The organism is Aeromonas sp. R4-3, assembly GCF_040908275.1.
Lineage (GTDB): Bacteria > Pseudomonadota > Gammaproteobacteria > Enterobacterales > Aeromonadaceae > Aeromonas > Aeromonas rivipollensis.
Map to the genome: position 1 here is coordinate 111,860 of NZ_JBFODK010000055.1, position 25,793 is coordinate 137,652.

General features: G+C 63.1%; 24 protein-coding genes and 2 tRNA genes. 8 read left to right on the forward strand and 18 right to left on the reverse strand.

The window, feature by feature from the left end; all coding sequences use genetic code 11:
• Positions 1-167: 167 nt before the first annotated feature.
• From AB5Y91_RS17050 to AB5Y91_RS17075, 6 genes are all read right to left on the reverse strand, one after another.
• Positions 168-632: a GNAT family N-acetyltransferase gene (locus AB5Y91_RS17050; protein ID WP_368170344.1), complete on the reverse strand. Its 465-nt coding sequence runs from the start codon at positions 630-632 to the stop codon at positions 168-170.
• Between the two features lie 62 nt (positions 633-694).
• On the reverse strand, positions 695-1,150 hold the full coding sequence (locus AB5Y91_RS17055; RefSeq protein WP_368170345.1) for a DoxX family protein: 456 nt from the start codon (positions 1,148-1,150) through the stop codon (positions 695-697).
• Positions 1,147-1,899: a putative DNA-binding domain-containing protein gene (locus AB5Y91_RS17060; RefSeq protein WP_368170346.1), complete on the reverse strand. Its 753-nt coding sequence runs from the start codon at positions 1,897-1,899 to the stop codon at positions 1,147-1,149. Before AB5Y91_RS17060 ends, AB5Y91_RS17055 begins: the two co-directional genes overlap by 4 nt.
• The gene (locus AB5Y91_RS17065; protein ID WP_368170347.1) at positions 1,892-2,734 is read right to left on the reverse strand and encodes a DUF692 domain-containing protein; all 843 of its coding nucleotides are present in this window, start codon (positions 2,732-2,734) and stop codon (positions 1,892-1,894) included. Before AB5Y91_RS17065 ends, AB5Y91_RS17060 begins: the two co-directional genes overlap by 8 nt.
• Before the next feature lie 61 nt (positions 2,735-2,795).
• Positions 2,796-3,059 (reverse strand): DUF2282 domain-containing protein, encoded by a 264-nt coding sequence (locus AB5Y91_RS17070; protein ID WP_025327732.1) that lies wholly within the window; start codon positions 3,057-3,059, stop codon positions 2,796-2,798.
• A gap of 345 nt (positions 3,060-3,404) precedes the next feature.
• On the reverse strand, positions 3,405-3,764 hold the full coding sequence (locus AB5Y91_RS17075) for a hypothetical protein (protein ID WP_368170348.1): 360 nt from the start codon (positions 3,762-3,764) through the stop codon (positions 3,405-3,407).
• Between the two features lie 245 nt (positions 3,765-4,009).
• Here AB5Y91_RS17075 and AB5Y91_RS17080 point away from each other — a divergent pair, with 245 nt between their 5' ends.
• Positions 4,010-6,031, forward strand: coding sequence for a BCCT family transporter (locus AB5Y91_RS17080; protein ID WP_303805901.1), 2,022 nt, complete (start codon positions 4,010-4,012; stop codon positions 6,029-6,031).
• A gap of 305 nt (positions 6,032-6,336) precedes the next feature.
• On the opposite strand, the gene AB5Y91_RS17085 is transcribed toward AB5Y91_RS17080, so the two are convergent.
• From AB5Y91_RS17085 to AB5Y91_RS17110, 6 genes are all read right to left on the reverse strand, one after another.
• A complete protein-coding gene (locus AB5Y91_RS17085) occupies positions 6,337-7,914 on the reverse strand; it encodes an ATP-binding cassette domain-containing protein (RefSeq protein WP_368170349.1) in 1,578 nt (525 codons plus the stop codon).
• Between the two features lie 360 nt (positions 7,915-8,274).
• Positions 8,275-8,676 (reverse strand): SgcJ/EcaC family oxidoreductase, encoded by a 402-nt coding sequence (locus AB5Y91_RS17090; protein WP_368170350.1) that lies wholly within the window; start codon positions 8,674-8,676, stop codon positions 8,275-8,277.
• Between the two features lie 118 nt (positions 8,677-8,794).
• The gene (gene thrC, locus AB5Y91_RS17095; protein WP_368170351.1) at positions 8,795-10,069 is read right to left on the reverse strand and encodes a threonine synthase; all 1,275 of its coding nucleotides are present in this window, start codon (positions 10,067-10,069) and stop codon (positions 8,795-8,797) included.
• Positions 10,066-11,034: a homoserine kinase gene (gene thrB, locus AB5Y91_RS17100; RefSeq protein WP_368170432.1), complete on the reverse strand. Its 969-nt coding sequence runs from the start codon at positions 11,032-11,034 to the stop codon at positions 10,066-10,068. Before thrB ends, thrC begins: the two co-directional genes overlap by 4 nt.
• A 40-nt stretch (positions 11,035-11,074) precedes the next feature.
• Positions 11,075-13,534: a bifunctional aspartate kinase/homoserine dehydrogenase I gene (thrA, locus tag AB5Y91_RS17105; RefSeq protein ID WP_368170352.1), complete on the reverse strand. Its 2,460-nt coding sequence runs from the start codon at positions 13,532-13,534 to the stop codon at positions 11,075-11,077.
• Positions 13,535-13,797: 263 nt separating this feature from the next.
• A complete protein-coding gene (locus AB5Y91_RS17110; RefSeq protein ID WP_368170353.1) occupies positions 13,798-14,487 on the reverse strand; it encodes a tRNA/rRNA methyltransferase in 690 nt (229 codons plus the stop codon).
• Between the two features lie 194 nt (positions 14,488-14,681).
• On the opposite strand from AB5Y91_RS17110, the gene aceK reads away from it, so the two are divergent.
• The gene (gene aceK, locus AB5Y91_RS17115; protein ID WP_368170354.1) at positions 14,682-16,409 is read left to right on the forward strand and encodes a bifunctional isocitrate dehydrogenase kinase/phosphatase; all 1,728 of its coding nucleotides are present in this window, start codon (positions 14,682-14,684) and stop codon (positions 16,407-16,409) included.
• A gap of 83 nt (positions 16,410-16,492) precedes the next feature.
• On the opposite strand, the gene AB5Y91_RS17120 is transcribed toward aceK, so the two are convergent.
• Positions 16,493-16,882 carry an META domain-containing protein gene (locus AB5Y91_RS17120; protein ID WP_111910041.1) on the reverse strand — a complete coding sequence of 130 codons (390 nt, stop codon included), beginning with the start codon at positions 16,880-16,882 and terminating at the stop codon, positions 16,493-16,495.
• A gap of 167 nt (positions 16,883-17,049) precedes the next feature.
• On the opposite strand from AB5Y91_RS17120, the gene AB5Y91_RS17125 reads away from it, so the two are divergent.
• Positions 17,050-17,526 carry a hypothetical protein gene (locus AB5Y91_RS17125; RefSeq protein WP_111910040.1) on the forward strand — a complete coding sequence of 159 codons (477 nt, stop codon included), beginning with the start codon at positions 17,050-17,052 and terminating at the stop codon, positions 17,524-17,526.
• A 4-nt stretch (positions 17,527-17,530) separates the two neighbouring features.
• Here AB5Y91_RS17125 and AB5Y91_RS17130 read toward each other — a convergent pair whose 3' ends face one another.
• Positions 17,531-18,010 carry a putative 4-hydroxy-4-methyl-2-oxoglutarate aldolase gene (locus tag AB5Y91_RS17130; RefSeq protein WP_025327745.1) on the reverse strand — a complete coding sequence of 160 codons (480 nt, stop codon included), beginning with the start codon at positions 18,008-18,010 and terminating at the stop codon, positions 17,531-17,533.
• Positions 18,011-18,125: 115 nt separating this feature from the next.
• Positions 18,126-18,524 carry a DUF3293 domain-containing protein gene (locus AB5Y91_RS17135; protein ID WP_368170355.1) on the reverse strand — a complete coding sequence of 133 codons (399 nt, stop codon included), beginning with the start codon at positions 18,522-18,524 and terminating at the stop codon, positions 18,126-18,128.
• 385 nt (positions 18,525-18,909) lie between these two features.
• Here AB5Y91_RS17135 and arcA point away from each other — a divergent pair, with 385 nt between their 5' ends.
• Positions 18,910-19,629, forward strand: a complete 720-nt coding sequence (arcA, locus tag AB5Y91_RS17140; protein ID WP_010673581.1) for a two-component system response regulator ArcA — start codon at positions 18,910-18,912, stop codon at positions 19,627-19,629.
• Between the two features lie 121 nt (positions 19,630-19,750).
• Here arcA and AB5Y91_RS17145 read toward each other — a convergent pair.
• Positions 19,751-19,825, reverse strand: a tRNA-Gly gene (locus AB5Y91_RS17145).
• 104 nt (positions 19,826-19,929) lie between these two features.
• Positions 19,930-20,003, reverse strand: a tRNA-Gly gene (locus AB5Y91_RS17150).
• A 201-nt stretch (positions 20,004-20,204) separates the two neighbouring features.
• Here AB5Y91_RS17150 and cydD point away from each other — a divergent pair.
• The 4 genes from cydD (at position 20,205) to AB5Y91_RS17170 (ending at position 24,636) form a co-directional block, all read left to right on the forward strand.
• Positions 20,205-21,974, forward strand: a complete 1,770-nt coding sequence (gene cydD / locus AB5Y91_RS17155) for a cysteine/glutathione ABC transporter permease/ATP-binding protein CydD (protein WP_368170356.1) — start codon at positions 20,205-20,207, stop codon at positions 21,972-21,974.
• The gene (gene cydC / locus AB5Y91_RS17160) at positions 21,967-23,712 is read left to right on the forward strand and encodes a cysteine/glutathione ABC transporter ATP-binding protein/permease CydC (RefSeq protein ID WP_368170357.1); all 1,746 of its coding nucleotides are present in this window, start codon (positions 21,967-21,969) and stop codon (positions 23,710-23,712) included. The genes cydD and cydC overlap by 8 nt, the downstream gene beginning before the upstream one ends.
• A 156-nt stretch (positions 23,713-23,868) precedes the next feature.
• Positions 23,869-24,240: an Rcs stress response system protein RcsF gene (gene rcsF / locus AB5Y91_RS17165; RefSeq protein ID WP_005325859.1), complete on the forward strand. Its 372-nt coding sequence runs from the start codon at positions 23,869-23,871 to the stop codon at positions 24,238-24,240.
• Positions 24,241-24,249: 9 nt separating this feature from the next.
• Positions 24,250-24,636, forward strand: a complete 387-nt coding sequence (locus AB5Y91_RS17170) for a DUF488 domain-containing protein (protein ID WP_368170358.1) — start codon at positions 24,250-24,252, stop codon at positions 24,634-24,636.
• Positions 24,637-24,707: 71 nt separating this feature from the next.
• On the opposite strand, the gene AB5Y91_RS17175 is transcribed toward AB5Y91_RS17170, so the two are convergent.
• Positions 24,708-25,700: an NAD-dependent epimerase/dehydratase family protein gene (locus AB5Y91_RS17175; RefSeq protein WP_368170359.1), complete on the reverse strand. Its 993-nt coding sequence runs from the start codon at positions 25,698-25,700 to the stop codon at positions 24,708-24,710.
• Positions 25,701-25,793 lie beyond the last annotated feature (93 nt).

A 25,793-nucleotide genomic window follows, 5' to 3' on the forward strand; every position in this document is an offset into this window, starting at 1 on the left:
GGATCGGCACCACAGCCTCCCCCCACTGACTGTATCGGCCCCGCAAGTCCCAATATGAGTGGTCAGATGACCTTGGGTCATGGGGGCGCGCAGTGTATAGAAAAGCGACTAGGCCGCCAAGGGCTGCCAGTACGTAAAAGAATCTGCCGAGGATCACTGCGGCTAGTTCAGGGGGCGGGACACCACTCCAGGCAGGCCGGATTGGAGACAAAACCGAGTCGCTCGTAGAGCGGACGCCCCTGCTCGCTGGCGTGCAGCCACAGCTTGCCCAGTCGCTGTTCCCGGGCATGGGCCGCCATGGCGTCGAGCAGGGCGCTCGCCATGCCCCGCTTGCGCCAGGCCGGCAAGGTATACATGTTGAGCAGATAGGCCTCGCGCCCCGCCAGGTTGCCCGGATAGGGTGGGCGCACGAAGAGGGCCAGGGTGCCGCACGCCACCGCCTCCCCCTCGACCTCCACCAGCCAGGAGCGGGCGCTGCCATCCGCCTGTGCCGCGCTGAAATAGGATTGGGTCGCCTGCCACAGCGCATCGCTCGCCTGCGGGTCATCGATCTCCCCCAGTTCACCAAACAGCGCCATGCGAAGACGCACCAGGGCGGGAATATCGGCGGCCAGGGCCTCGCGAACCATCATCTCTTTCTCCTCGGGTGGCATGACAAGAAGGGGCCCACAGGCCCCTTCATCTGGCAGCCACGTTAATGGCCGCTGCGTCCCCTGGCAAGGCGCCAGTGATCCCATGACAGGGGGCCTGCGCCCCACACCGCCAGGGTCAGCAACATCCAGCCCCACAGCTGGTGATCGTGAAAGCCCCCCGCCCACAGGGTGGGATAGGAGATGACCGCCATGGCGTTGAAGCCAAACAGCAGCAAGGCGACCGGGCGGGTGAAGAGGCCCGCCAGCAGGAAAAGCGGCAGCAGCAGCTCGGTCGCGGTGCCCGCGTAGGCCGCCCACTGCCAGGGCAGCAGGGGCACCTGGTACTCGAACTCGAACAGGTAGAGGGTGGAATCCCAGGCCGTGAACTTGAGCCAGCCGGATCGCAGGAAGACGGCGGCGACCCAGAGTCTGGCCAGCAGCAGCAGGGCGCCGCTGCACCAGGGCAGGATGCGTTCGGCAAAGTGGCCAAGCGGCTTGGAGAGAGTCTGTGTTGTCATGGGGCAAGCTCCAGATCGACCAGCAGATCGAGGGTGATGAGGGGGGCCAGGTGCTCGGCCATGGCCGGATCCTGTGCCAGCAGGCTGGCCAGCGGCCTGCCCTGCTGGCAGCCTTGCAGCAGGCGCCAGGGGGTTGCCTCCAGAGGAACGGGCTCGACCCTGTGGCCGGGGCGTTTTTTAAGGGCCAGCCAGCAGGGGGCATCCAGCTCGCTGACCGTCTCCCCGCCGTGCAGGGCCATCTGCCAGAGCGCCAGCACAGGATGCTGGCTCTCGAGGAGCAGCAGATCGCAGGCGGGATGCAGCACCAGCCGATCCCACTGGCTCGGGGCAAGGGCGGCGAGCCGCTCGGCAGGCCAGCGCCTTGCCTCGGGCGCCAGCAGGGAGGCGCGCTCCAGCAGCCACTCGAAGCGGGCCAGCTCCCCGAGCCAGGGCAGGGCCTGGGTGGTCGGCAGGCGGGTGAGCCAGTCGCCAAAGCCCGCCCCATAATGCATGACGCTCCCCTCCTCAAGGGGCTCGGCCAGCACGAATCCCCGGGCCGCAGCGGCGAAGAATTCCTCCCCCACCATGGCCGCGACGGCGGGATAGCTGCTGGCGAGCACCTCGGTGAGGCCGAGGATGACGTTGTTGCGATAGATCTGCTGCACGGCGTCGGGGGCAAAGCGCCCAGGCTGGATGTGTCCGAGGATGACGTCATCCTGGCCGAGCAGACCGCTGGCAAAGGCGCTCTGAAGGGAAGCAAGCTCAGACATGGGCGGGCTCCTCGGATGTTCGCTGCGCCGCGCTCAGGATCTCGCTGGCAAGTTGCGCCTCCCCCAACAGCACAGGCAGCGGGGGTATCTCCAGATCCCACTCGATCAGGGTGGGGATGGCGCGCTGCTGGCACAGCTGCCGATAGAGCGCCCACACTGGGGGCGCCACCGGGGTGCTGTGGGTGTCGATATAGAGGAGCCCCTGGGGCAGCACCTTGTCGGTAAAACCGGCCAGGTGGATCTCCCCGACCGTCTCGAGGTCGATGGCGGCCAGGTAGTCGGCACAATCCAAGCCGTGATTGACACTGCTGACATGGAGGTTGTTGAGATCGAGCAGGATGCCGCAGCCGCTGCGCCGCGCCAGCTCGGCCAGAAACGCCGCCTCCCCCATCTCCCCGGGCAGTTGCAGATAGGAAGAGGGATTTTCGATGAGCAGTTGCCGGCCCAGAGCCTGCTGCACCCTGTCAACCTTGTCGCTCATGTGCGAGAGGGCCTCACGGGTGTAGGGCATGGGCAGCAGATCGTTGAAATAGCGCCCGCCTATGCTGCCCCAGCTCAGGTGCTCGGAGACCCGCACCGGCGCTATGGTCGCCACCAGGGCCGCCAACTGGCGCAGGTGCGCAGGGTCAAGCGAGTCGGCGGAACCCAGCGACATGCCGACCCCGTGCAGGCTGACGGGGTAATGCCCGGCGAGTTCGGCCAGCACCTCAAAGCCTTTGGTGTGGCGCTCGAAGTAGTTTTCGCTGTGCACCTCGAGCCAGCCGACCCCGGGCAGGGTCTGGCGGATCTCGTCGTAGTGGGGGGGGCGTAAACCTATACCGATCAAGGGGTTCATGGCAGGGCTCTCTCAAAAGAAGGGGCCATGATGTGGCGGGCGCCACACCATGGCACTGGGCTTACTTGGGTTGCAGCGACCCGCCCGCCAGTTTCTCGCACAGGCCCTTGGGCATCACCACGAAGGCATCGCCCTGGGCATCCATCTTGGCGGTACCGGCGCAGGAGCCGCCCTTGGTGGCGCAATCGTTCTTGCCCGCCTTGACCACGCCGTAGCACTTCTCCTTGTCGTCCGCCGCCATGACTGGCGCGGCGATGAACTGGGCACCCAGGGCCAGCAGACCCGTCATGGCAGAGGCGATGGCAGTACTCTTTTTCACGTTCATATCCATATTCCTTGTTGTCTAGAGTGGTGTCTCCGGCGGATGTCATCCGGTTACGTCCAATAGAACCGGCCCAGGGGAGAAAAGATTTCCCCAAAATTGAAAAAACCTGAAAAAAACCAGCAAGCAATTGTTTTTTAAGGGATATAAATTTAATCAAAAAAAGAAGGTCGGCGCGACCACTCCTCACCAAGGGGGCCTTGCGCCGCCCTTGCCGAGGGCGCCGGGATAACGTCCATCTTGCTTGGGCATCACACCGGCATCACAACAAGAGAGGGGCCCATGGCCCCTCTCTATCCCTTAGGCGAGCCCCTTCCCAAGGCGCTCGCTCACCCCTGGCCCCAGGGCTCAGGTGGTCTTGACGCACTTTTGCACGAAGCTGTTCTTGGCCGCCCCGGCAAGCTTCTTGTCGGCGGCTGCCTTCTCGCACTGAGCCGCCTTGTCGGCGGCGGCATCCGTCTTCACGCACTTCTGGATAAAGCTGTTCTTGGCCGCCCCCGCCAGCTTCTTGTCGGCGGCAGCTTGTTCACACTGGGCTGCCTTGCCGTTGGCCGAGGCATCCTTGACGCACTTGCCCACAAAGCTGGTCTTGGCGGCCCCCGCCAGCTTTTTGGCCGCAGCCTGCGCCTCGCACTCCTGCTGCGCCGCGCTGTGGGCAGTCCCCATACCGAACAAAAATACCGTCATCAGGATGGCAATGAATTTCATCTGGCAAACCCTCGTTGTTGATTTGATTGTGGTTCTGGCGACAAAGGGACAAGGCTCAGCGCCCCTCTCCTTTCAGGTTGCACTATAGTCGCCCCGTTTGAAGACAACCAAGCTGCCCCCCTGTGTTCCGCCAGAGACGGGAACGGGCGCACCTGGGGGGGACTGACCAGAATGCCCGCTCTTTTAGTCTCTTTTGCGAACAATGGCCCTATAGTGTCTTGAGTCCCTCTACCCAAAGGTGCCCCATGAACGCTCCTCGCCCTCCCAGATGCACACTGTCGCTCCCCATCTTCATTCCCGGCCTGCTCTTCATCCTGGGGCTACTGGCCGTCTGCTCCCTGGCGCCGGAGGCGGCCGCCCGCTTCTTCGGCAGCGGCCAGAGCTGGATCGCCGAGCACTTCAGCTGGTTCTATGTGCTGGTGGTCGGCATGTTCCTGATCCTGCTGCTAGTGCTGGCCTTCAGCAGCTACGGCAACATCCGGCTCGGGCCGGACGACGCCAGGCCCGAGTTCAGCTTCACCTCCTGGCTCGCCATGTTGTTTGCCGCCGGCATGGGGATAGGGCTCATGTATTTCGGGGTCGGCGAGCCCATGACCCACTTCGTCTCCCCGCCCCAGGCGACGCCCCTGACCCCGGTGGCCGCCCGCGAGGCCATGGTCACCACCTTCTTCCACTGGGGCTTTCACGCCTGGGCCATCTACGCCATCGTCGGCCTGGTGTTGGCCTACTTCGGCTTTCGCTACAACCTGCCGCTGACCATACGCTCAGGCCTCTACCCCATCTTCAAGGAGAAGATCCACGGGCCACTCGGCCACGCGGTGGACGTCTTCGCCCTGGTGGGCACCATCTTCGGCATCGCCACCACGCTCGGTTACGGGGTCTTGCAACTGTCGGCGGGGATCACCCGGCTCACCGGGATGGACACCTCGGGGGAGCTGTTCCGCTTTGGCCTCATCGGGGTCGTCATCGCCCTGGCCGGTCTGTCGGCGGTCACCGGGCTCGACAAGGGGGTCAAGCGCCTCTCCGAGCTGAACCTGTTTCTCGCCATAGTCCTGTTGCTGTTCGTGCTGGTGGCCGGCCCCACCCAGTACCTGCTGGGGGCCCTGTCAGAGAACATAGGCAACTATGTCTCCTCCTTGAGCCAGCTTACCTTCCGCACCTTCACCTACAGCGAGACCCGCCAGGCGGGCTGGTTTGGCAACTGGACCCTGCTCTACTGGGCCTGGTGGATCTCCTGGTCCCCCTTCGTCGGCCTCTTCATCGCCCGCATCTCCCGCGGCCGCACCCTGCGCGAGTTCATCCTGGGGGTGCTGTTCGTGCCCACCGCCTTCAACCTGTTGTGGATGACGGTGTTCGGCAACGCGGCCATCTGGGCCAGCCAGCAGGCGGGGGGCCAGACCCTGATCGACTCGGTCGGCAACATAGACACCCTGCTGTTCAATTTCTTCGATCTGCTGCCGGGGGCCGACATCACCTCGGCGCTGGCGGTGATCCTCATCAGCGTCTTCTTCGTCACCTCCGCCGACTCGGGGGCCTTCGTCATCGACAACATCGCCACCCAGGGCAAGGAGGGCTCCCCCATCTGGCAGCGCCTGTTCTGGGCACTGTTGCTCGGTGTCACCGCGGGCACCCTGATGAGCACGGGGGGGCTGGCGGCGCTGCAATCCATGACACTCATCGCCGCCCTGCCGTTCGCCTTCATCATGGTGTTGCTCTGCCTCGGTCTGGTGCGCGGCCTCATCGCGGACAAGGAGCACTCGGCCAGGCGCCTCTCCCCCGCCACCGACTTCTGGAACGGCAAGCAGTGGCGTACCCGCATGGATCACCTGCTGAGCCCCTCCACCGAGGCGGACGCCCGCCGCTTCCTGAGGGAGACAGCCCTGCCCGCCCTGACCGCCCTGTGCCGGGAGTTCGAGGCCCGCGGGCTCACCAGCCGGGTCGAGCAGGATGCGGATCAGTGTCACCTGCTGGTGCCTCAGGAGGGACGGCGGGACTTCTGCTACGGGGTGCGTATCGAGGCCCGCCCCGCCCCCGCCTTCAACCCTCTGGAGGCGACCCACAACCACGACCCCGAGGCCCGCATCTTCGAGCCCATCACCTTCTTCGCCGACGGCCGCGCCGGTTACGACATCCAGTACCTGACCCGGGACGAGCTGAGCGCCGACGTCTTGCGCCAGTACGAACGCTATCTGGTGCTCAGTCAGGACCAGGGGCAGGATCTGCTGAGCGGCGCCCCCGAGCATACCCCGCCCGAAACCGGGGCCTGATGGATCTGTAATGGGCAAACGGGTAGCGCCCAGGGTCCAACAAGTCGGTCACGCTGGCGCCCAACCCGAGCAATAAAAATCCCCCATCAAGGGGGATTTTTATTGGCGGCCATTTGGCTAGTCGACGGCGCCCCAGAGGGCAACCCACGACAAAGTAGCCGACACCTTTACCCGACAGCTACCAACGACCGAGATAGCAGACCGCCGTTCGCCACGACCGGATCCCAAATCTGCGTGGCCTTACTCGACATACAATCTGGGACATCCACCTTTCTGAGCCAGCCATTACTCGGCTGGCTCACAACTTAGCTCCCCTCCTCCAACCAAAACTCCCGCCCAATCCCCACCCCGGCCACAAAGTCGGGATCGTGGGAGACTAGCAGCAGGGTGCCCGGGTAGTCGGCCAACACCTGAATAAGCAACTGGCGCGAAGGGTGATCCAGGTGGTTGTCCGGTTCGTCCAGCAGCAGCAGGTCGGGCAGTTGCGCCAGCACCATCAGCAGACCCAACTTTAGCCGCTCGCCACCGCTCAGACCATGGCAGGGCATCAGGGCGCGATCACCGCGCAGCGCTATGCCCGCCAGTCGGGTTCTTGCGTCGCTCTCGGAAAGTGTCGGTGCAACCGCCAGCAGGTTGGCCAGCGGGCTGAGGTCTCGCACAATCAGGCTGAGCCCCTGATCAAGGCAGGCCAGCCGGCCATTGATGCGAAAGCTGCCCGCATCAGGTACCAGCTCCCCGCGCAGCATCTGCAGCAGGCTCGACTTGCCGCTGCCGTTGCGACCGGCCAGCAAACAGCGTTCGCCCCGTTGCAACACCAGGTCTACCTGCTGATCGTGCCAACGCCTGTGGCACGCAGCCGTGATCACCAGCGGCTGGGCCGCCCCCTTGCACTCGCTTCCCGCCGGCCACTGCATGATCAGCGGCTGCACCGCCGCCAGCGCGGCCGCGGCTTCGGCGCGAGCCTCCATCTGCGCACTGTGGCCCCGCTCGTGGCGATCCAGCACCTTGCCAAGGGATTTGCCCGCCTGATCCGCTTTGAAATCGAGCAGGATCCTGGCCTGGGAGCCGCGCTCTCGCCGCCCCTGACTGGCCCGCTTGGCCGCCTGCTCACGCACCTTTTGCAAGCTGCGCGCCGCCGCCTTTTCACTGCGCTCCGCCTGCGCCAGCCGGGCACTGCGAGCAGCCTGCAGTTCGGCCTGCTGCGCCAAAAATGCCTCAAACGACAGGTGGGAGCTCTGCAGCCCCTGCTCGCTCAGCTCCAGAATCTGTCTGGTCTGATTGAGCAGGCGCCGGTCGTGACTCACCAGCAGATAGCCACCACTGTGGCTGGCCAATCGCTGGCTCAGCCACTCGATGCCACTGGCATCCAGGTGGTTGTCCGGCTCATCGAGCAGCAGGAAGTGATCTGGCCTGGCAAACAGTGCCAGCAGGCGCAAGCGGGTGAGCTGGCCACCGCTCAGGGCACTGACCGAGGCATGGACATCGAGTCTGAGGCCCGCCTCTGCCAGCAGGTCGGCAAGATCGCTGCGCAGGTTCCAGCGATCACTCAGCAACTCAAAATCGTCTAGGGCGCAGCTCCCCTGCTCAATGCGCTCAAGGGCCCGCAGCGGCTCGCCCCAGCCGATAACGTCGGCCACGCTGGCTGCGCCGTCATGATCTTGAGGGGGTGCAAACTGGGACAACCAGCTGATGGGGGTCAGCCACTCGATCTTGCCCGCAGCGGGGCGGCGCTGGCCCGCCAGCAATTCGAGCAGCAGGCTCTTGCCGATCCCGTTAGGGCCGATCAGGGTGCAGCCCGCAGTGGGCAAAGTGAAGGTAAGGGGCACAGTGCAGGCGCCGAAGGGCAGCTGCAAGGCGTTGATATGACATGCGATATGGGTCATCTGAACTCCTGTGGGCCAGTGCGAGAGCCGCAGGCCAAGAGCCAAGCCAAATGACAGGGACGCGTGTCCACGAATGGGAAAACAGCAGAGGAATCAGCATCAACCTGTCACGGTAAGACGCACCCGATCTCCCAGGCGGGAGAGGAATCAAAAGCGGGGTGCGGACAGGTTAAATGCGCATCGGAGGAAGTACTCTTGGGATCAGAAGAGCGGTAACGGTAACCAAATGCCCCAACAAGATCAACCCGTGCGCCACGGCGACTAACCTGGAGAGCGAGCCGGAGCCCCGATCCAAGGGCTAGCTATGGGCGCGAGCGGACCAAGGATCCAGCCAGCTGTGGCGACGTTGAGCCGCAGGGGTTATGGGACTGCCACCAACAGCGCAGTGCCATAGGAGTTATCTATGGTACAGCGCCACTGCCCATCCGCTTCTTTACGAAACACATAGGTGGCGCGGCGGTTCTCGTCGAGCCAGCTACCATGCCCGTCGGGATAACGCAGCCGGGTCTCCATGATCACCAGGGCGTTATCGGCCCCCTCTATGACCTCCATGGCCCCCTGGGTCACCTCAAGCTGGCCGTCAAAGTAATCGGAGATGGCGGTGAAGGCGCGGCGAATGGCGGGAATGCCGCGCGCCACCATGCCGGGTTTGACCACCAGGGCGGCGTCCTCGGCGTAGAAGGCCATCAGGGCGTCGAAGTCGCGCCGGGAGATGGCGGCGTCACAGGTCTCGATTAATGCGCGAAGGGGATGCTGGCTCATACCGTGCTCCTTTGTTTCAGGGGGATCATCCAGGGCGAGGTTTCCCGCCCCTATGCCGGAAATAAAAAATCCCCCGCTCTTTGCAAAAAGGCGGGGGATTTTCATTTTTCATGGGTACTTAACCGAGCAGGAAGGCCTTGAGGCGGCCAAAGTCGGCGGGCAGGTTGTGGGACAGCAGCGGCAGGACTGCGTGTTTGGCAAGGGGCCCCGGCAGCGGCACGTCCAGCCCCAGGATCTCGTCCACCGACTCCTTGAACTTGGCCGGATGGGCTGTGCAGAGGAAGACCCCTACCTCGTCTTGCCTAAGCTGCTCGTTCAGCAGATCCCAGGCGATGGCGCCGTGGGGCTCGCACAGGTAATCGAGCTGGTGCAGGCGTTTGAGCGCATCGCGAGTCTCGGCATCGCTGCGCATGCCAGAGCCCAAGGTCTCCAGCGCCCAGCCTTCACGGCGGCACAACTCTTCCACTCGCGGCCAGTTGTTGGGGCGGCTCACATCCATGGCGTTGGACAGGGTCGCGACCGTCTGGTGCGGCTCCCAGCTGCCGGTTTTCAGGTAGCGAGGCACAGTGTCGTTGGCGTTGGTGGCGGCGATAAAGCGCTTCACCGGCAGCCCCAGCGCCTTGGCAATCAAGCCTGCGGTCAGGTTACCGAAGTTGCCGGACGGCACGCTGATGACCGCCTTATGGCGCTCGGATTGCGGCAACTGGGCCAGCGCCTCGAAGTAGTAGCAAACTTGCGCGAGCAATCGGCTGATGTTGATGGAATTGGCGGAGTTGAGGCCAATCGCCTGTTTCAACGCCTCGTCGTCGAAGGCATCTTTGACCAGCGCCTGGCAGGCATCGAAGTCGCCGTCGATGGCGATGGTGCGGATGTTGCCGCCGAGGGTGCAGAAGAGCGCCTCCTGCAGGGGGCTTATCTTGCCCTTGGGATAGAGAATGACCACCTCAATCCCCTCCAGGCCATAGAAGGCGTGGGCCACGGCGGCGCCGGTGTCGCCGGAGGTGGCGGTCAAGATGGTGATCTTGTCGTTGGTCCTAAACGCGGCCAAACACTGGGCCATGAAGCGGCCACCGAAATCCTTGAACGCCAGGGTCGGGCCGTGGAACAGCTCGAGGGCATAGGTGCCGTCTTTCAGCTTCACCAGGGGCGCCGGGAAGGTGAAGGCGGCGTCGATAAGCTCGCTCACCTTGGCCGCAGGCACTTCGTCCCCCAGCAGGTGGCTGATGATGCGAGCGGAGCGCTCGGCCAGCGGCAAGTCCAGCAGGGCATCCACATCGGCCAGGGGCGCAATCACCTCGGGGAAGAAGAGCCCCTGCTCTCGGCCCAGACCCTGACGCACCGCCTGGGCGAAGCTCACCTGTTCACTCTTGTCCTTGATATTGTAAAGATTCATAGCTCGCTTCCTGTTACCCGTGCCCCGGCCATGTCCAGTTTGCAGACCCGGGCAAATCCATCTTCGTTTTGCACGAAATGTGCATCCATCCAATCCTTCATGCGCTCGGCCTGGGCCAGATCCTTCATCACCACGAAGACGCTGGGGCCTGAGCCCGAGATGCCGGTGGCCAGGGCCCCGTTCTGAGCCGCCTGGGCCCGCACCTCGTTGAAGCCTTCGATAAGCGCCGCGCGGTAGGGTTCGGCAATCACGTCTTTGAGCACGCTCGCCGCCAATCCCTCCTGCCCTGTGTAACTGGCGTGCACGAAGGCGGCCAGTCGACGGCCATAGGTGAGGCAGTCCTGGCGGCGATACTGGGCGGGCAGTATGGCGCGGGCGGCGGCGGTGGAGACCACGGTGCCCGGGTAGCAGACCACCCAGTACCACTGCTCGAACACCGGAATGCCCTGGCTGATGACGCCGTGCTCTTCGAGCACCAGCTGCATACCCCCCAGATAACAGGGAGCCACGTTGTCGTAGTGGACCGAGCCGGAAATCTTGCCTTCCATCTCCCCCATCAGCAGCAGCATGTCGTGTTCATTGAGGGGGGCGCCGTGGAAGGCGTTGAGCCCTTCCAGTGCCGCCACCACGCTGCAGGCGCTGGAGCCCAGGCCCGAGCCCACCGGCAGGTTTTTCTCCAACACCATCGCCAGCGGCTTGAGGGCCAGGCCGCGCTTCTCCAGGGCATCCCCATAGGCAAGCCAGCAGTCATAGAGGATGTTCTTCTTGGGATCATCGGGCAGCTTGTGGGCATAGCGGCCCACGGAGGAGAGGGCAAACGCCACATCGGCAGCCTTTACCTGGACGCGATCCCCCAGCAGGGAGCCATCCACGGGGGCGAGCGCCGCCCCCAGGACATCGAATCCCACGCTCAGGTTGGCGCTGGAGGCCGGGGCATAGGCGACCACGCTGCCGCCCTGCACCATGGCATCTTGTTCAAAATCGGGGTTCATCGCTGAACTCATGTTACAGCTCCTGCTTCCAGTTCTGGGTGCGCAGCACGTCGGCGAAGACACCGGCGGCAGTCACTTCGGTCCCTGCGCCATAGCCACGCAGCACCAGGGGGATGGGCTGGTAATAGGTGGAGAAGAAGGCGAGCGCGTTCTCCCCGTCTTTCACCTTGAACAGGGGCTCGTCGGCACCGACCGCCTTGATGGCGACCTTGCACTTGCCTCCTTCGATGGAGCCCACGTAGCGCAGCACCTTGCCCTCGCTCTGAGCCAGGGCGAACTGATCGCGGAACCAGCCATCGGCCTCGGGCAGACGAGCCATAAAGGACTCCACATCGCCGCTCACATCGAAGCCAGGTGGCAGCGCCTGCTCCACTTCCACATCGGAAAGCTCCAGCGCCATGCCGGCCTCGCGGGCCAGTATCAGCAGCTTGCGCGCCACGTCCATGCCGTTGAGATCGTCACGGGGATCCGGCTCGGTGAAGCCGTTGCCACGGGCAATCTTGGTCGCCTCGGAGAAAGCCATCCCCTCGTCCAGTTTGCCGAAGATAAAGGAGAGCGACCCGGACAGGACGCCGTCGAAGGCACGCAGCTTGTCACCGGCCTTGATGAGGTTCTGCAGGTTCTCGATGACCGGCAGGCCCGCGCCCACGTTGGTCTCATAGAGGAACTTGCGGCGGGTCTGGCGGGCGGTGCGGCGCAGCGCCTTGTAGTAATCCAGCGACCCTGTGTTGGCCTTCTTGTTCGGGGTGACCACGTGGAAACCGGCGGCCAGGAAGTCCGCATACTGTACGGCGACGGCCTCGCTCGAGGTGCAATCGACGATCACCGGGTTGATGAGGTGGCTCTCTTCCACCAGCTTCTTCACCGCTTCCAGGCTGAAGCTGTCACGGGCTTCCACCAGCTGTTCACGCCAGTTGGCGAGGCTCAGCCCATCCTTGTTGACCGCCATTTGGCGGCTGTTGGCGATGCCGACCACCCGCAGGCCGGTGCCCTGCTCGGCGAGCACCGGCTGCTGGCGGGCAATCTGATCCACCAGGGCCGCGCCGACGCCGCCCACACCGACCACGAAGAGATCGATGAACTGCTGGCTGCCGAAGAAGTTCTGGTGGCACGCCTTGATGGCTTCCGCCACCTTGCGATCCCGCACCACGGCAGAGATGGAGCGCTCGCTCGAGCCCTGGGCGATGGCGACTATGTTGATGGAGGCCTGGGCCAGGGAGGTGAAGAAGCGCGCCGCCATCCCCTTGCTGGTGCGCATGCCATCCCCGATGAGGGAGATGATGGCGAGATCGCTCATGATCTCCAGCGGATCCAGCAGCTGGTTCTTGAACTCCAGCTCGAACTCGCGCTCCAGCACCTTGCGGGTCTTGTCGCTGTCATAGCTGTGGATACAGAAGCTGACGCTGTACTCGGAGGATGACTGGGTGATCAGCACTATGCTGACCCCGGCGCGGGAGACGGCGGAGAAGATGCGACCGGCCATGCCCACCATGCCCTTCATGCCGGGGCCGGAGACGTTGAACATGCACATGCCGGAGAGATCCGAGATGGCCTTCACTTTCAGGTCATCATCCCCCTGATCGACCCCGATCAGGGTACCAGGCCCCTGGGGGTTGAAGCTGTTCTTGATGAGGCAGGGAATGTGGAACTGGGCCACGGGGGCTATGGTTTTCGGGTGCAGCACCTTGGCGCCGAAATAGGAGAGCTCCATCGCCTCTTTATAGGAGAGGGTTTTGAGCAGGTAGGCATCCGGCACCAGGCGCGGGTCGCAGTTGTAGCAACCTTCCACGTCTGTCCAGATCTCGCAGCACTCGGCGTCCACGCAGGCGGCCAAGACGGCGGCGGAGTAATCAGAGCCGTTACGGCCCAGCAGCACTGTTTCGCCCTTGTCGCTGCCACCGGTGAAGCCCGGCATCAGGTAGAGACAATCGGTGCGCAGCCCCTTGGCGGCAAAGCGCAGGCGGGAAGCCTCGATGTCCACATGGGCTTCGAGGTAGCCGCCGTCGGTCACCAGCAACTGCTCCGGCACTATGAGATCCAGCTCGAGGCCACGGACCCGCAGCAGCTCGTGCATGAAGGCGATGGAGAGGTTTTCCCCCCGGCTCAGGATGCGGGCCTGGACGTTGTCCGGGCAGAGGCCCAGCAGGCGGATGCCCTGCATCAGGCGCTCGACCTGATCCAGCTCATTGGTGAGACGAGCCTGCAGCGCCTTGTCATCCAGCGCCGGGTAGGCCGCCTTCAGGCCCGCCAGCAGGCGGGAGAAGATGCCGTTGATCTCGAACAGGGTGGCGCTTGCATCCATGCCGCGACTGGTCTGCTCCACCAGGGCGACCAGGTGGTTGGTCACCTTGGCCGGTGCCGACAGCACCAGGGCAACCTGGGATTGGCCGTGGGTGTTCACCGCAATATCGGCGACCCGTAAGAAACGCTCTGCGTCGGCCAGTGACGACCCGCCAAATTTCAACACTCTCATCGCTTTCTCTCCCTGTAAATCTATGAAATTCAATCTAAAAACCAATCCAACAAAAAGGCCCGTACTGGGTGGGTACGGGCCTTTTAAGATTTCTGTGCTTGTTCGTCAGCGCATCAACCGGCCCCAGTGCCACCTGTGGTGGTACCGGTAATAATGGTGGTGGTGGTGATGTTGGTGAATAGCTGCATGACGAACACTCTTGAACGAAACTGGTTGTTAGCAATACCTTGCCGGACCTTGGGCTGTCAACCTAAACCTCTTTGCTACTCACGCCCAAATCGGCGCGCAAGGTCTTTGCAGAGCAGATGCAGCATATTCAGATCCCGCTGCGGCAGCATGGGCACTCGGTCCATCACCCATTGATGCAGTTTTTCATCCTGAGAAACTCCGAGTTCACCAAGTAATTCTGCTGTTTTTGATTTGAGTACGCGAACCTGCCCGGCACCATCAAAATTTTCTGCTACCGCCTGGGGCTCGTCCAGCAGCGGACTCATCTCGTAGGCATACAGCATGATCGCCTGCCCCAGATTCAAAGAGGGATAACTCACCTTGAGGGGCAGGTAGCTAATGAGATCCACCTGGGCAAGCTGTTCATTGGAGAGACCCGACTCCTCGCAGCCGAAGACGATGGCCACCTTCCCAAGGGAAGGCTTGGCGCGGATCTGATCGCGGATCTCGGCCGGGGTGAGGTAGTGCTGATAGCGGCCGCGCTGGCGGGCCGTGGTGGCGACCACCAGATCCATGTCGGCCAGGGCCTCTTCCAGGGTGTCGAAGGCTGCTGCCTCGGCCAGGATCTCCTGGGCGCCATGGGCGACCCAGCTCGCCTCCTCCTCTTCGTGTACCCGGCTCCCTACCAGTCGCATGGCATCGAAGCCCATGGTTTTCATGGCGCGGGCGGCCGCCCCCACGTTCGCCGCGCGAGCGGGGGCCACCAGTACAAAATAGAGTTTCATCGGGTTTCTCCTGAACAGGGCCAGCGCCGCGAACTGCAGCAAACCGCCGGCAAAACAGGGGCGCAATCTACCGTTTATCCCCGAACATTGCCACTTGAACAGATGTTTGGATGTTGCCATAGTGGCCGGACGAGTGAGCCCCTTGCCTACCGGCACAGACGCCATGGGCCCGATACATCACAAGGAAGAGAGAGATGCAGCAGCCATTGGAACAGGCGGTCGCCGAGACGATCTTGCAGCGTTTCGAATCGTTTTACAGCCGCTTTCTCGAGATAACCCAGGGCAGCAAGAGCCGCTTCGAGAACAGCGACTGGTTGGGGGTGCAGCTCGCCGGGCGCGAGCGTATTCGCCTCTATGATCATCATGTCGGCGCCACCACGGCCCTCATCAAGCAGATGATGGGGGAGCAGTTGCCGACTCAGGCCCTGCTCAAGCAGGTGAAGGGAGCCTTCAGCGATCTGCTGCCCCGCTGTGAGAACTTCGAGGTGGCGGAGTCCTTCTTCAACTCCGTCTATCGCCGGATCTTCCGCCATCGCAACATCCGCGACGAGAACCTCTACATCCACCCCTTTCGCAGCCGGGGGGAGCACCCGGATCTGAGCGCTCTGCTGCGAGTCTATCGCACCGACCTTGCCCACCTGCCCCAGACCCTGAGCCAGCTGCTCGGGGATTACAGCTTCACCCTGCCCTTTGAGGACAAGCAGCGGGACATCATCGACATTCACCGTCACCTGGCAGAGAGCGGCCCGGCCATACTGCACGAGGAGCCGTTCGCCATCGAGCTGCTCAAGGAGGTGTTCTACCGCAACAAGGGGGCCTATCTGGTGGGGCTCATTCGGGTGAAAGGCGAGGTGCATCCCTTCATCCTGCCCTTGCTCAGCACCGGCCAGAGCATCTATGTGGACACCGTCATCTTCGAGCCTGAGCTGGCCTCCATCGTATTCGGCTTCGCCCGCGCCTACTTCATGGTCTATGCCCCTGTGCCGGCCCTGTTCGTGCTCTTCCTGCGCCAGATCATGCCCCGCAAGCCGGACTACGAGATCTACAACGCCATCGGCTGCCAGAAGCACGGCAAGACAGAGCTCTATCGCCACTACCAGCAGCACCTGGCCCAGAGCCGGGAGCAGTTCGTCATCGCCCCCGGCATCAAGGGGATGGTGATGAGCGTGTTCACCCTCCCCTCCTACGATGTGGTGTTCAAGGTGATCAAAGACGAGTTCACCCCGCCCAAGGATGTGAGCCACGACCAGGTGAAGGCGAAATACCGGCTGGTGAAACAGCACGACAGGGTGGGCCGCATGGCCGACACCCAGGAGTTCACCAACTTCGAGTTTCCCCTGGACCGCATCTCCCCCGAGCTCCTGGCCGAGCTCAAGTCGGTGGCGCCCTCTGCGCTCACCATCACAGCCGACAAGCTGGTGATCAAGCACCTCTACACAGAGCGCAAGATGATCCCGCTGAACCTCTATCTGGATCAGGCGGACGAGCAGCAGACCCGGCTCGCCCTGGAGGAGTACGGCAACGCCATCCGCCAGCTGGCGGCGGCCAACATATTCCCCGGTGACATGCTGTTCAAGAACTTCGGCGTGACCCGCCACGGCCGGGTGGTCTTCTATGACTACGACGAGATCTGCTACATGACGGAGTGCAACTTCCGCCAGATCCCGCCGCCGCGCTACCCGGAGGATGAGTGGAGCGCCGAGCCCTGGTATTCGGTGGCCCCGAACGACATCTTCCCCGAGGAGTTCGCCACCTTCCTGCTGCAAAAGCCCCAGGTGCGGGAGATCATGATGCAGGTACACAAGGAGCTGTTCGATGCCAACTACTGGAAGATGCTGCAGGGCAACATCAAGGAGGGGGTGTTCGAGGATGTCTATCCCTACAGGCGCAAGAAGCGCTTTCGTTTTCAACGGGGGGGATGAGCCCGGTTGAAGCAGCAAAAAGGGACGCCGTGGCGTCCCTTTTTCTGGCGTCAGGCTGCGACAGCCCCTGACGACAAGCCTGCTTATTTCACCGCATCGAAGGTCAGCAGCGTGGCCTTGCCGGCATCCTTCAGCACCAGCTGTTTGCCGCTTATCTGGAAGCTCGCCACCTTCTCCAGCGTCTGCAGGTAGTTCATCTCCTTGCCGGCCAGATCCCCTGCGCACATCATGCGCGTCGAGCCCATGGCGCCCAGCGTCAATACGCCGTCGCCCTGCTGGGTGATGCCGCCAAAGTAGCGGTTGCAGCCGCCCTTGCCCGCCACCTTGTCACCGGCGACCTGCAGGGTGAAGGTATCACCGCTCGCCCCTTGCAACTGCCAGGTAGATGCTTGCAGCTCTGCCAGGGTGGAACCCGTTGCCATGGCACAGCCTCCCAGGGCCAGCGCGGCCAGCAGGGTCAGTTTCTTGTTCATGAGTTCACCTCGTGATGGAGAAAGTCGTGAAGACACAGAGTGAGGGGGCTTGTTTAGCACGACTCTGGCGTCGATTAAAACTCTTTTATTGTGATCGGGGTTCCCTTTACTCCCTGCTGGCATGTGCCATGCTTGTAGTCCTGTTCGGACCCAGGGAGGGGAAACGAATGGTCAAGTCTCTCGTCATCGCACTCGCATCAAGCCTCGCCTTTTCGGCCCAGGCTGCCGACTGGAGTTTTCTCCAGACCGAATCAGACAGCCAGCTCTACGTGAAAAGCTATTCCGGCGTACTGCTCGGCAACCAGACCCATACCGGCGACAATTTCGATATCTGGCTCATCAACACCGGCTACCAGTATCCGGTAGAGGATGACATCAGCCTCTACATGGAGGCCGGGCCCGCAGTGGGCCGGCGCAGCGAACAGGCCGGTTTCAATATTAGCTCGGGGGTGCGCTACCGCCTCTCCCCCTCGCTCAACATCGGCAGCCAGCTCAAACAGTTGGAAGTGAGCAAGGCCAGCACTCTGGTGGAGCTCAACAGCAGCCTGCTGGTGACGCCGCAACTGGCCATCACGGCCAACTACGGCCTCAGTGCCTTCAGCACAGAGCACTTCCTCACCCTGGGGGTGGGGTTCAACTTCTGAGGGATCAGAGGAGCCTGGCGCCACTGACCAGCACGCCATTGAGATCGGCGTAGACATAATCCCCTGGCGCTATGCTGACCCCGGCAAACGACAGCACCACATCCAGCTCCCCCTGTCCGCGTTTCTCGGTCTTGACCGGACAGGCCGCCAGCGCCTTGACCCCCAGCGCCAGCGTCGCCAGAGTACCGAGATCCCGCACGGCGCCGTGGATAAGGATCCCTTCCCATCCCTGCTCCACCGCCTTGATGGCCAGTTGGTCTCCCAGCAGCGCCCGGCGCAGGGATCCGCCCCCATCGATCACCATCACCTTGCCATGACCTGGACGGTTAACCAGTTCGCGCACCAGGCTGTTGTCCTCGAAGCAGGAGAGGGTGACCGCCTGGCCGTAAAATAGCGGCTTGCCGCCATAATCGTGAAACAGCGGCTCTGCCACCTGCAGGGCATCGCCATGTTGATCGCAAAGGTCGGGCAGTAGATCCAGCATTGTCAGCATCCTTCCATGGAGTGAATGAGTCCGCTCATTCTTTCATCATGTGGACAGGCTGACAATCCAGCGAACAGCAGCTATCCCCGTATGGTGTGGCCCGTTCAGCCTCTCATCATGCAGAGGATCTGAGAGTCCAGCGGGACCCCAGTTTGCCAAGGTGACATGGCGCCCCCTTCAGCAGGACGGGCACCAGCCAGAGTTCCCCCTCCTCCACCCAGTAGAGGGCGTTCTGCCCGAAGCGGGCGGCCAGCCGCATGGCTTCGGCCCGAGGGAGACGCAGCAACAGGGATGCCTCCTGCCATCGCTCATCCGGATCGCTACCCCACACAGGCCCCATCACCAGGACATCGGCAAGCTGGCGTGACAAGGCGCGTTGACGCCGGGCATTGCGGCGCATCCCCACCCACCGGCTGGCCGGATTCCAGGCCGTGACGATGGCATAGGCAGGCCAGGGGGGCGGGGCGAAGGGGGCAATAAAACACACATTTCTGTAGTTTTCCCACAAAGTCATGTCAACCACATGTTGCATCCCATTACATTTCTTAAGGGCGAAAAAGCGGGCCAGCCCAAGTATGATGCAGCGAACCTCGGGATTGACTTATATCAAACCTGAGTTAAAAAGTTGCTATCTGACGGCAAAGAGTGTTGTTATGCGCCTGTTAACTGATAAAATGCAGCAACTTTTGTAATGGACTACCCTTCCAGGCTTCTCTCGATCAGACTTGTTGAGAGCCTATGTGCGGCACAGGGATGTTTGCCAACATAGATACCAAATTCGCGATGATTCGACCTGATATTCATACCCAGGATGACGTAATAAATTTTCAGGACCGGTCGGATAACGCCAAAGAGTGTTAAAATTTCGATAATTAACTGATAAGAATCTGGGAATACTCATGCAAACACCACATATTCTGATCGTCGAAGACGAGCTGGTCACCCGCAACACCCTCAAGAGCATCTTCGAGGCCGAAGGCTACATAGTGCTGGAAGCCAACAATGGCGACGAGATGCATCAAGCCCTGACCAGCCACACCATCAACCTGGTGATCATGGACATCAACCTGCCGGGCAAGAATGGCCTGCTGCTGGCACGCGAGCTGCGTGAAGATGACAACATAGCCCTGATGTTCCTGACCGGCCGTGACAACGAAGTGGACAAGATCCTGGGGCTGGAGATAGGCGCCGATGACTACATCACCAAGCCGTTCAACCCCCGCGAGCTGACCATTCGTGCCCGCAACCTGCTGAGCCGCACCATGAACGTGGCCGCCGGTGGCGAAGAGAAGAAGCTGGTGGAGCGTTACCTGTTCAATGGCTGGGCGCTGGACATCAACAGCCGTGCCCTGGTCAGCCCGGCGGGCGACATGTTCAAGCTGCCCCGCTCCGAGTTCCGCGCCATGCTGCACTTCTGCGAGAACCCGGGCCAGATCCAGACCCGTGCCGAGCTGCTCAAGAAGATGACAGGCCGTGAGCTCAAGCCCCACGACCGTACAGTGGATGTCACCATACGCCGCATTCGCAAGCACTTCGAGAGCGTGGGCGACACTCCGGAGATCATCGCCACCATTCATGGCGAAGGCTACCGCTTCTGTGGCGAGCTGGAGCAGGAATAATCCCCTGCCCGGTTAAGCGAGAGGCGCCTGTGGGCGCCTCTTCTGTTTGTGGCGGGCGCCACCGCGCGAGCCCGCCAAAACAAAAAGCCCACTCAGTCGAGTGGGCTTTTTGCATGAAAGCTGGAGCGGGCAGCGGGAATCGAACCCGCATCATCAGCTTGGAAGGCTGAGGTAATAGCCATTATACGATGCCCGCAAGGCATCAAGAACGCAGTAGATACAAGGCATGGAATCAGCGTCTGAAGAGACGTGCCAGAAGGAGGCAGCAACGAGACGGGACAGGTACCGGGTATCAGAATGTGGAGCGGGTGATGGGAATCGAACCCACGTATGCAGCTTGGGAAGCTACCGTTCTACCATTGAACTACACCCGCGTCAGTGGCCTCTACTATATGCATTTTGCCGACGAGCGCAATCACCGCCTTCGTGTTTTTTGCCATAAATCAAGCTGTTCGACCAACTATTGAGCATGAAGCTGCTTTTTCAAACAAAGACGTTCACACTCCCGGATCTGCGAGGTTGCCAAGCCGTGGGGGCGACGATAGTCTTGCGCCACTCGACCGAGGAGGGTGGTAATGGACAAGAACAAGCAGAAACATCTCTATGGCTGGTTGCGCAAACAATCGGGCCATGGCCTGCGCTGGATCGGCCTTTCCATTGGTCTGGGCATGGGTCAGGGCATACTGATGGTGATGCAGGCCTGGCTGCTGGCCACCCTGCTCCACGGCTTCATCATAGAGGGCACCACGCCCGAGCAGTCCATTCCCCTCTTTATTACCCTGCTGCTGGTGACCCTGACCAAGGCCGCGCTGGCCTATGGCCGTGAGGTGGCAAGCTTCAAGGCGGGCAGTGCGGTGCGCCAGGCCATCCGCGAACTGGTGCTCACCCGCCTCGCCCGCCTCGGCCCGGCCTATATCCAGCGCCGCCCCGCCGGCAGCTGGGCCAGCCTGTTGCTCGAGCAGATTGAAGACATGCAGGAGTTCTTCTCCCGCTATCTGCCCCAGATGGCCATAGCCGTCTTCATCCCCCTGGTGATCCTGGTGGCCGTGTTCCCGGTAAACTGGGCCGCCGGCATCATCTTGCTCGGCACAGCGCCCCTCATTCCGCTCTTCATGATCCTGGTTGGCGTCGGCGCCGCCGATGCCAACCGCCGCAACTTCCAGTCCCTGGCGCGGCTCTCCGGCCACTTCCTCGATCGCCTCAAGGGCTTGCGTACCCTGCAGCTCTTCATGCGCACCCAGGCGGAAGGTGAGGCCATTCGCGACGCCTCGGAAGATTTTCGGGAGCGCACCATGGAGGTGCTGCGGCTCGCCTTCCTGAGCACAGCCGTACTGGAATTCTTCGCCGCCATCGCGGTGGCCCTGGTGGCGGTCTACTTCGGCTTCTCCTACATAGATCACCTCAACTTCGGCAACTATGGCGTCAAGGTGACGCTCTTTACCGGCCTGTTCGTGCTGTTTCTCGCTCCCGAGTTTTACGCGCCGCTGCGGGAACTCGGCGCCCACTACCACGCCAAGGCGCAGGCCATAGGCGCCGCCGAGCAGTTGCTGGAGTTTCTCGAGGCCGAAGTCAGCGAACCGGCCTCAGGGAGTGCCCCCTTCCAGGCCGATGGCCCCATCAGGATGGAGGCACGCGCCCTGGAGGTGCTGAGCGCCGAGGGCAAGGTGCTGGTCGGCCCCATAGATTTCACCCTTGAGGCAGGCACGCGCACCGCCCTGGTCGGGATCAGCGGGGCGGGCAAGAGCTCGCTGGTCAACGCCCTGCTCGGCTTTGCCCCCTATCGCGGTTCGCTCCGTGTCAACGGCCAGGAGCTCGCCGAGCTGGACATGAGCCAGTGGCGGCTGCAACTGGGCTGGCTCTCCCAGAACCCCCAGCTGTTCCACGCCTCCCTGAGAGACAACCTGCTGCTGGCCAGGCCCACGGCCAGCGATGCCGAGCTGGAAGCGGCCCTGGTGCGGGCCCAGGCCTGGGAATTTGCCAAAGAAAAGGGGTTCGACTACCCGGTCGGAGATCAGGCCGGTGGCCTCTCCGTCGGTCAGGCCCAGCGTCTCGCCCTGGCCCGCACCCTGCTCAAGTCCACCCAGTTGATGGTGCTTGATGAACCCACTGCCAGCCTGGATCGCCACTCCGAGCGCGCCATCATGAGCACACTCGAACAGGCAGCGGTGGGCCAGACCCTGCTGATGATCACTCACCGCCTCGATCAGCTCAGCCAGATGGACAACATACTGGTGCTGGAGCGCGGCCAGCTGGTGGAGCAAGGCCAGTTCGCACAACTCTGCCAGGCACAGGGGCCCTTCGCCCGTCTGCTATCCCAACGTTCAGGGGATTCTCTCGATGACTGATCTACTGCCGTTCCTGCGTCTCTACCGCCAGCACTGGCTCAGCCTCTCCCTCGGCCTGCTGCTGGCCCTGGTCACCCTGGTGGCCGGGATGGGGCTGCTCTCTTTATCAGGCTGGTTCCTCTCCGCCGCCGCCGTGGCGGGGCTGGCGGTCGCCAGCCGGGACACCTTCAACTACATGACCCCGGCCGGTGGGGTGCGCTTCTTCTCCATAGTGCGCACCGCCAGCCGCTGGGGTGAGCGGGTGGTGAGCCACGACGCCACCTTCCGGGTGCTCACCCGGTTGCGGGTCTGGTTCTGGCAACGACTCTCCCCCCTCTCCCCCGGCACCCTGGCCGGTTTTCGTCAGGCGGATCTGCTCAACCGTCTGGTGGCCGACATCGACGCCATGGATCACGTCTACCTGCGCCTCGTCACCCCCATAGGGGCGGCCCTGCTCAGCTGCGCCGGGCTGGTGTTCTTCCTCTCCTTCTTCGACAGCCGCCTGGCGCTGACCCTGGGGGCCATACTGCTCTTCGGCATGCTGGCCCTGCCGCTGGTGTTCTATTTCGCCGGTCGGGCCCCCGGTCGTCGACTCATCGCCGAAAAATCCACCATGCGCACCCGCATGGTGGATTACCTGGACGGCCATGCCGAGCTGCAGATGTTCGCCGCCGCCCCCAAGGCGCTGGCCGAGCTGCAACAGGCCGAGCAGGCCCTGATCCAGGCCCAGGCCCGCATGGCCAGGGTGAGCGGCCTCGCCAGCTTCTCGGTCCAACTGCTCAGCGGCTGGACCCTGACCCTGATGCTGTGGTTGGCCGGTCACGGCGTCGGCGGTGGCACCCCGGATCCCATCACGGCGCTGATGGTGTTCGCCACCCTGGCGAGCTTCGAGGCGCTGCTGCCCCTGGCGGGTGCCTTCCAGCACCTCTCCACCAGCCTCACCTCGGCCCGTCGTCTCAACGAGATACTGCAAGAGGCCAAAGCGCCAGAGTGGGGAGAGGAGCAAGCGCCCGCGACTCAAGGCGCCTTGCAGATACGGGATCTCCACTTCACCTACCCGGGCCAGGACGGCCCCGTGCTGCGAGGCTGTACCCTGCAACTGAACCCCGGCGAGAAGCTGGCGCTGCTGGGGCAGACGGGGTGTGGCAAGTCCACCCTGATGGGCTTGCTGACCCGGGAGTGGACTGCCCAGACCGGCGAGATACTGCTGGATGGCAAACCGCTGACCCAGTATGGCGAAGTGGCCCTGCGCGCCTCCTGCTCAGTGGTCAGCCAGCGGGTGCATCTGTTTGCCGATACCCTGCGCGGCAACCTCAAGCTGGCCGCCCCCGACGCCAGCGACGAGCGACTGATCGAGGTCCTCACCCAGGTGGGTCTCGCCACCCTGCTGGCAGGCGAGGATGAAGAGGCCGAGAGCGGACTGGACGCCTGGCTCGGGGATGGCGGCCGCCCCCTCTCCGGCGGCGAGCGCCGCCGCATCGGCATCGCCCGCGCCCTGCTGCACGACGCCCCGCTCTGGCTGCTGGATGAGCCGACCGAAGGCCTCGACAGCCAGACCGAGCGGGAGATCATGGCCCTGCTGCTCAAGCTGGGGGCAGAGCGCTCCCTGCTGCTCATCTCCCACCGCCTGCTGGGGTTGGAGCAGATGGACAGGGTGGCCCTGATGGAAGAGGGCAAGATCCGCCTCTGCGCCCCGCACCAGGCACTGCTGGAAGATGACTACTACCGCAGCCTGCACCAGCGGCTGGCTCCCGCCTGATGAAAGCAAATGAACAAGGGGCACTGATGTGCCCCTTCTCTTGTGGATAGTGCCAAGATCCCCGTCACACCTCGCCTCCCGGGCGAAAAATGGGGCTGGTCGCAGGCAGCGACTGACCCCTATAATGGCCCCCTCACTGTTCAACAAGACCTCGACATGAAACGCCTGATCCTGATGATGCCCCTGATTGCCTCCGGTTGTGCCGACTTCGCCTTCAACAGCAATCTGGACAAGGAAAACTTCGACGAGTATTTCAAGCCGGGCGGCGTCCGGATCTATGAGCAGAACCAGCTCGCCGACCTCAACTACCTCTACCTCGGCACAGTCGAGGGCGAATCCTGCCAGGCCGATGCCAACCAGGCGGTGCCCAATGCCGGTGAGGCACGCACCCTGGCGCGCCGCCGCGTGGCCGACATGGGCGGCAACGGCGTCAGCTTCGACAAGTGCGCCGAATTCAGCGACGTGCCGGGCTGCCTGAAGCAGGTGATCTGCTACGGCCAGGCGCTGAAAGTGGCCGAAGAGAAGTAAGGTCTCGGCATGGCAATCGCCATAGTCCGCCTCGGCAGCCCTCGTCTCGAGGGTGAAGGCTTGCGCATCGGCACAGTGCGCCGTCCGCCTCGCGGCGTGCCCAAGAGCGATTTTGCCAGCCAGGATTGGTACGACGTCTGGTTCCCCAACCTGGCCCCCTGTCCCGAAACCATGAAGCTCGGTCAGGCCGCCGAGACCCCGGCCCAGTGGGCCGCCTTCTGCAAGCAGTACAAGGCCGAGATGGCGGCCCCGGCCGCGAGGCACGATCTGGCGCTGCTGGCGGCCCTCTCCCACCACACCCAGCTGTCGGTAGGCTGTTATTGCGAGCAGGAGTCCCGCTGTCATCGCAGCATCTTGAAAGAGCTGCTGGTCGGCTGCGGCGCACAATTGCGCTGACGTCAGGGAAAAACGAGAGAGGGCACCCGGGGGTGCCCTCTCTCGTTTGCCTCTGCGCTCCCCCTGCCGACCTATGACGGTGAGAGCTCCCGCACCCGCTGCCGCAACGCCGCCTCCTCGGCCAGGGTCATGCCAGCCAGGGGCGTCTGCTCGTTGCTCGCCAGCCACGCCACCAGATCGGCCACCGTCTCCTCCAGCGGCCGGAAGTTCAGGCCATGAACGATGGCGGCCTCGGCGCTGATGTTGCCATAGCCGGCAAACTCGGCCTGGGTGTTGGGCAACAGCGTGGGATAGCTCTGCCAGGGTTCGACCCCGGCCGCGATCAGGGCGGGCCAGGGGGTCCACTCAGGTTGCAGGGGGGAAGCCGGTATCAGGCGGGCCGCCAGACGCTCCACCCAGTCCACCAGCAAGATGCCGGGCTTGACGAGGTTGAAGCAGCCCTCCAGCCGCTGTTCGGCGGCCCGCAGCACGAACTCGGCGCAATCGCGCACGTCCAGGTATTGCAACCTGTCCTGCCCCTCCCCCGGCAACAGCCAGGATCCTCCTTGTTGCACCCGTTGCACCCACCAGGCCAGGCGGCCGGTCGGGTCGAAGGGGCCGCACAGCACGCCGGGGCGCAGTATGCAGAGCCGCTCCCCCCAGCGGGCCCGATACTCGGCCTCGCACAATACCTTGAGCGGACCATAGTCACTGGCTGACTCGCCGGGGGCCACTTCGTGCAGCGGCGCCGACTCGTCCATCTCTGGCCGGGCGAAGTCCCGATAGACGCTGATGGTGGAGATGAAGATGAGCCGCTCGCAGCGCCCGAGCAGGGCCGCCGAGAGGCTGGCCGCCTGCGCTGGGTCATAGCAGCAGGTGTCTATGGCCAGATCCCAGTGCAGTCCCTCCCCCAGCAAGGGGTCCAGGCTCTGATCCCTGTCCCCCTGCAACTGGGTCAGCTCGCGCCAGTCAGGGTGCTGACGGTGACCCCGATTGAACAGCGTCACTTCATGACCCCAATCCAGGGCCAGCGAGGTGAGGTGGCGGCCCAAGAACCCGGTGCCGCCGATAATAAGCAGTTTCATCCCTGTCTCTCCTGTGCGCCGCGGTGCCATGACCCCGGCCAATCCCTTTCTTCCCCCCCACCCTACGCAAGTTGACGCCTGGGCACAGCCTCA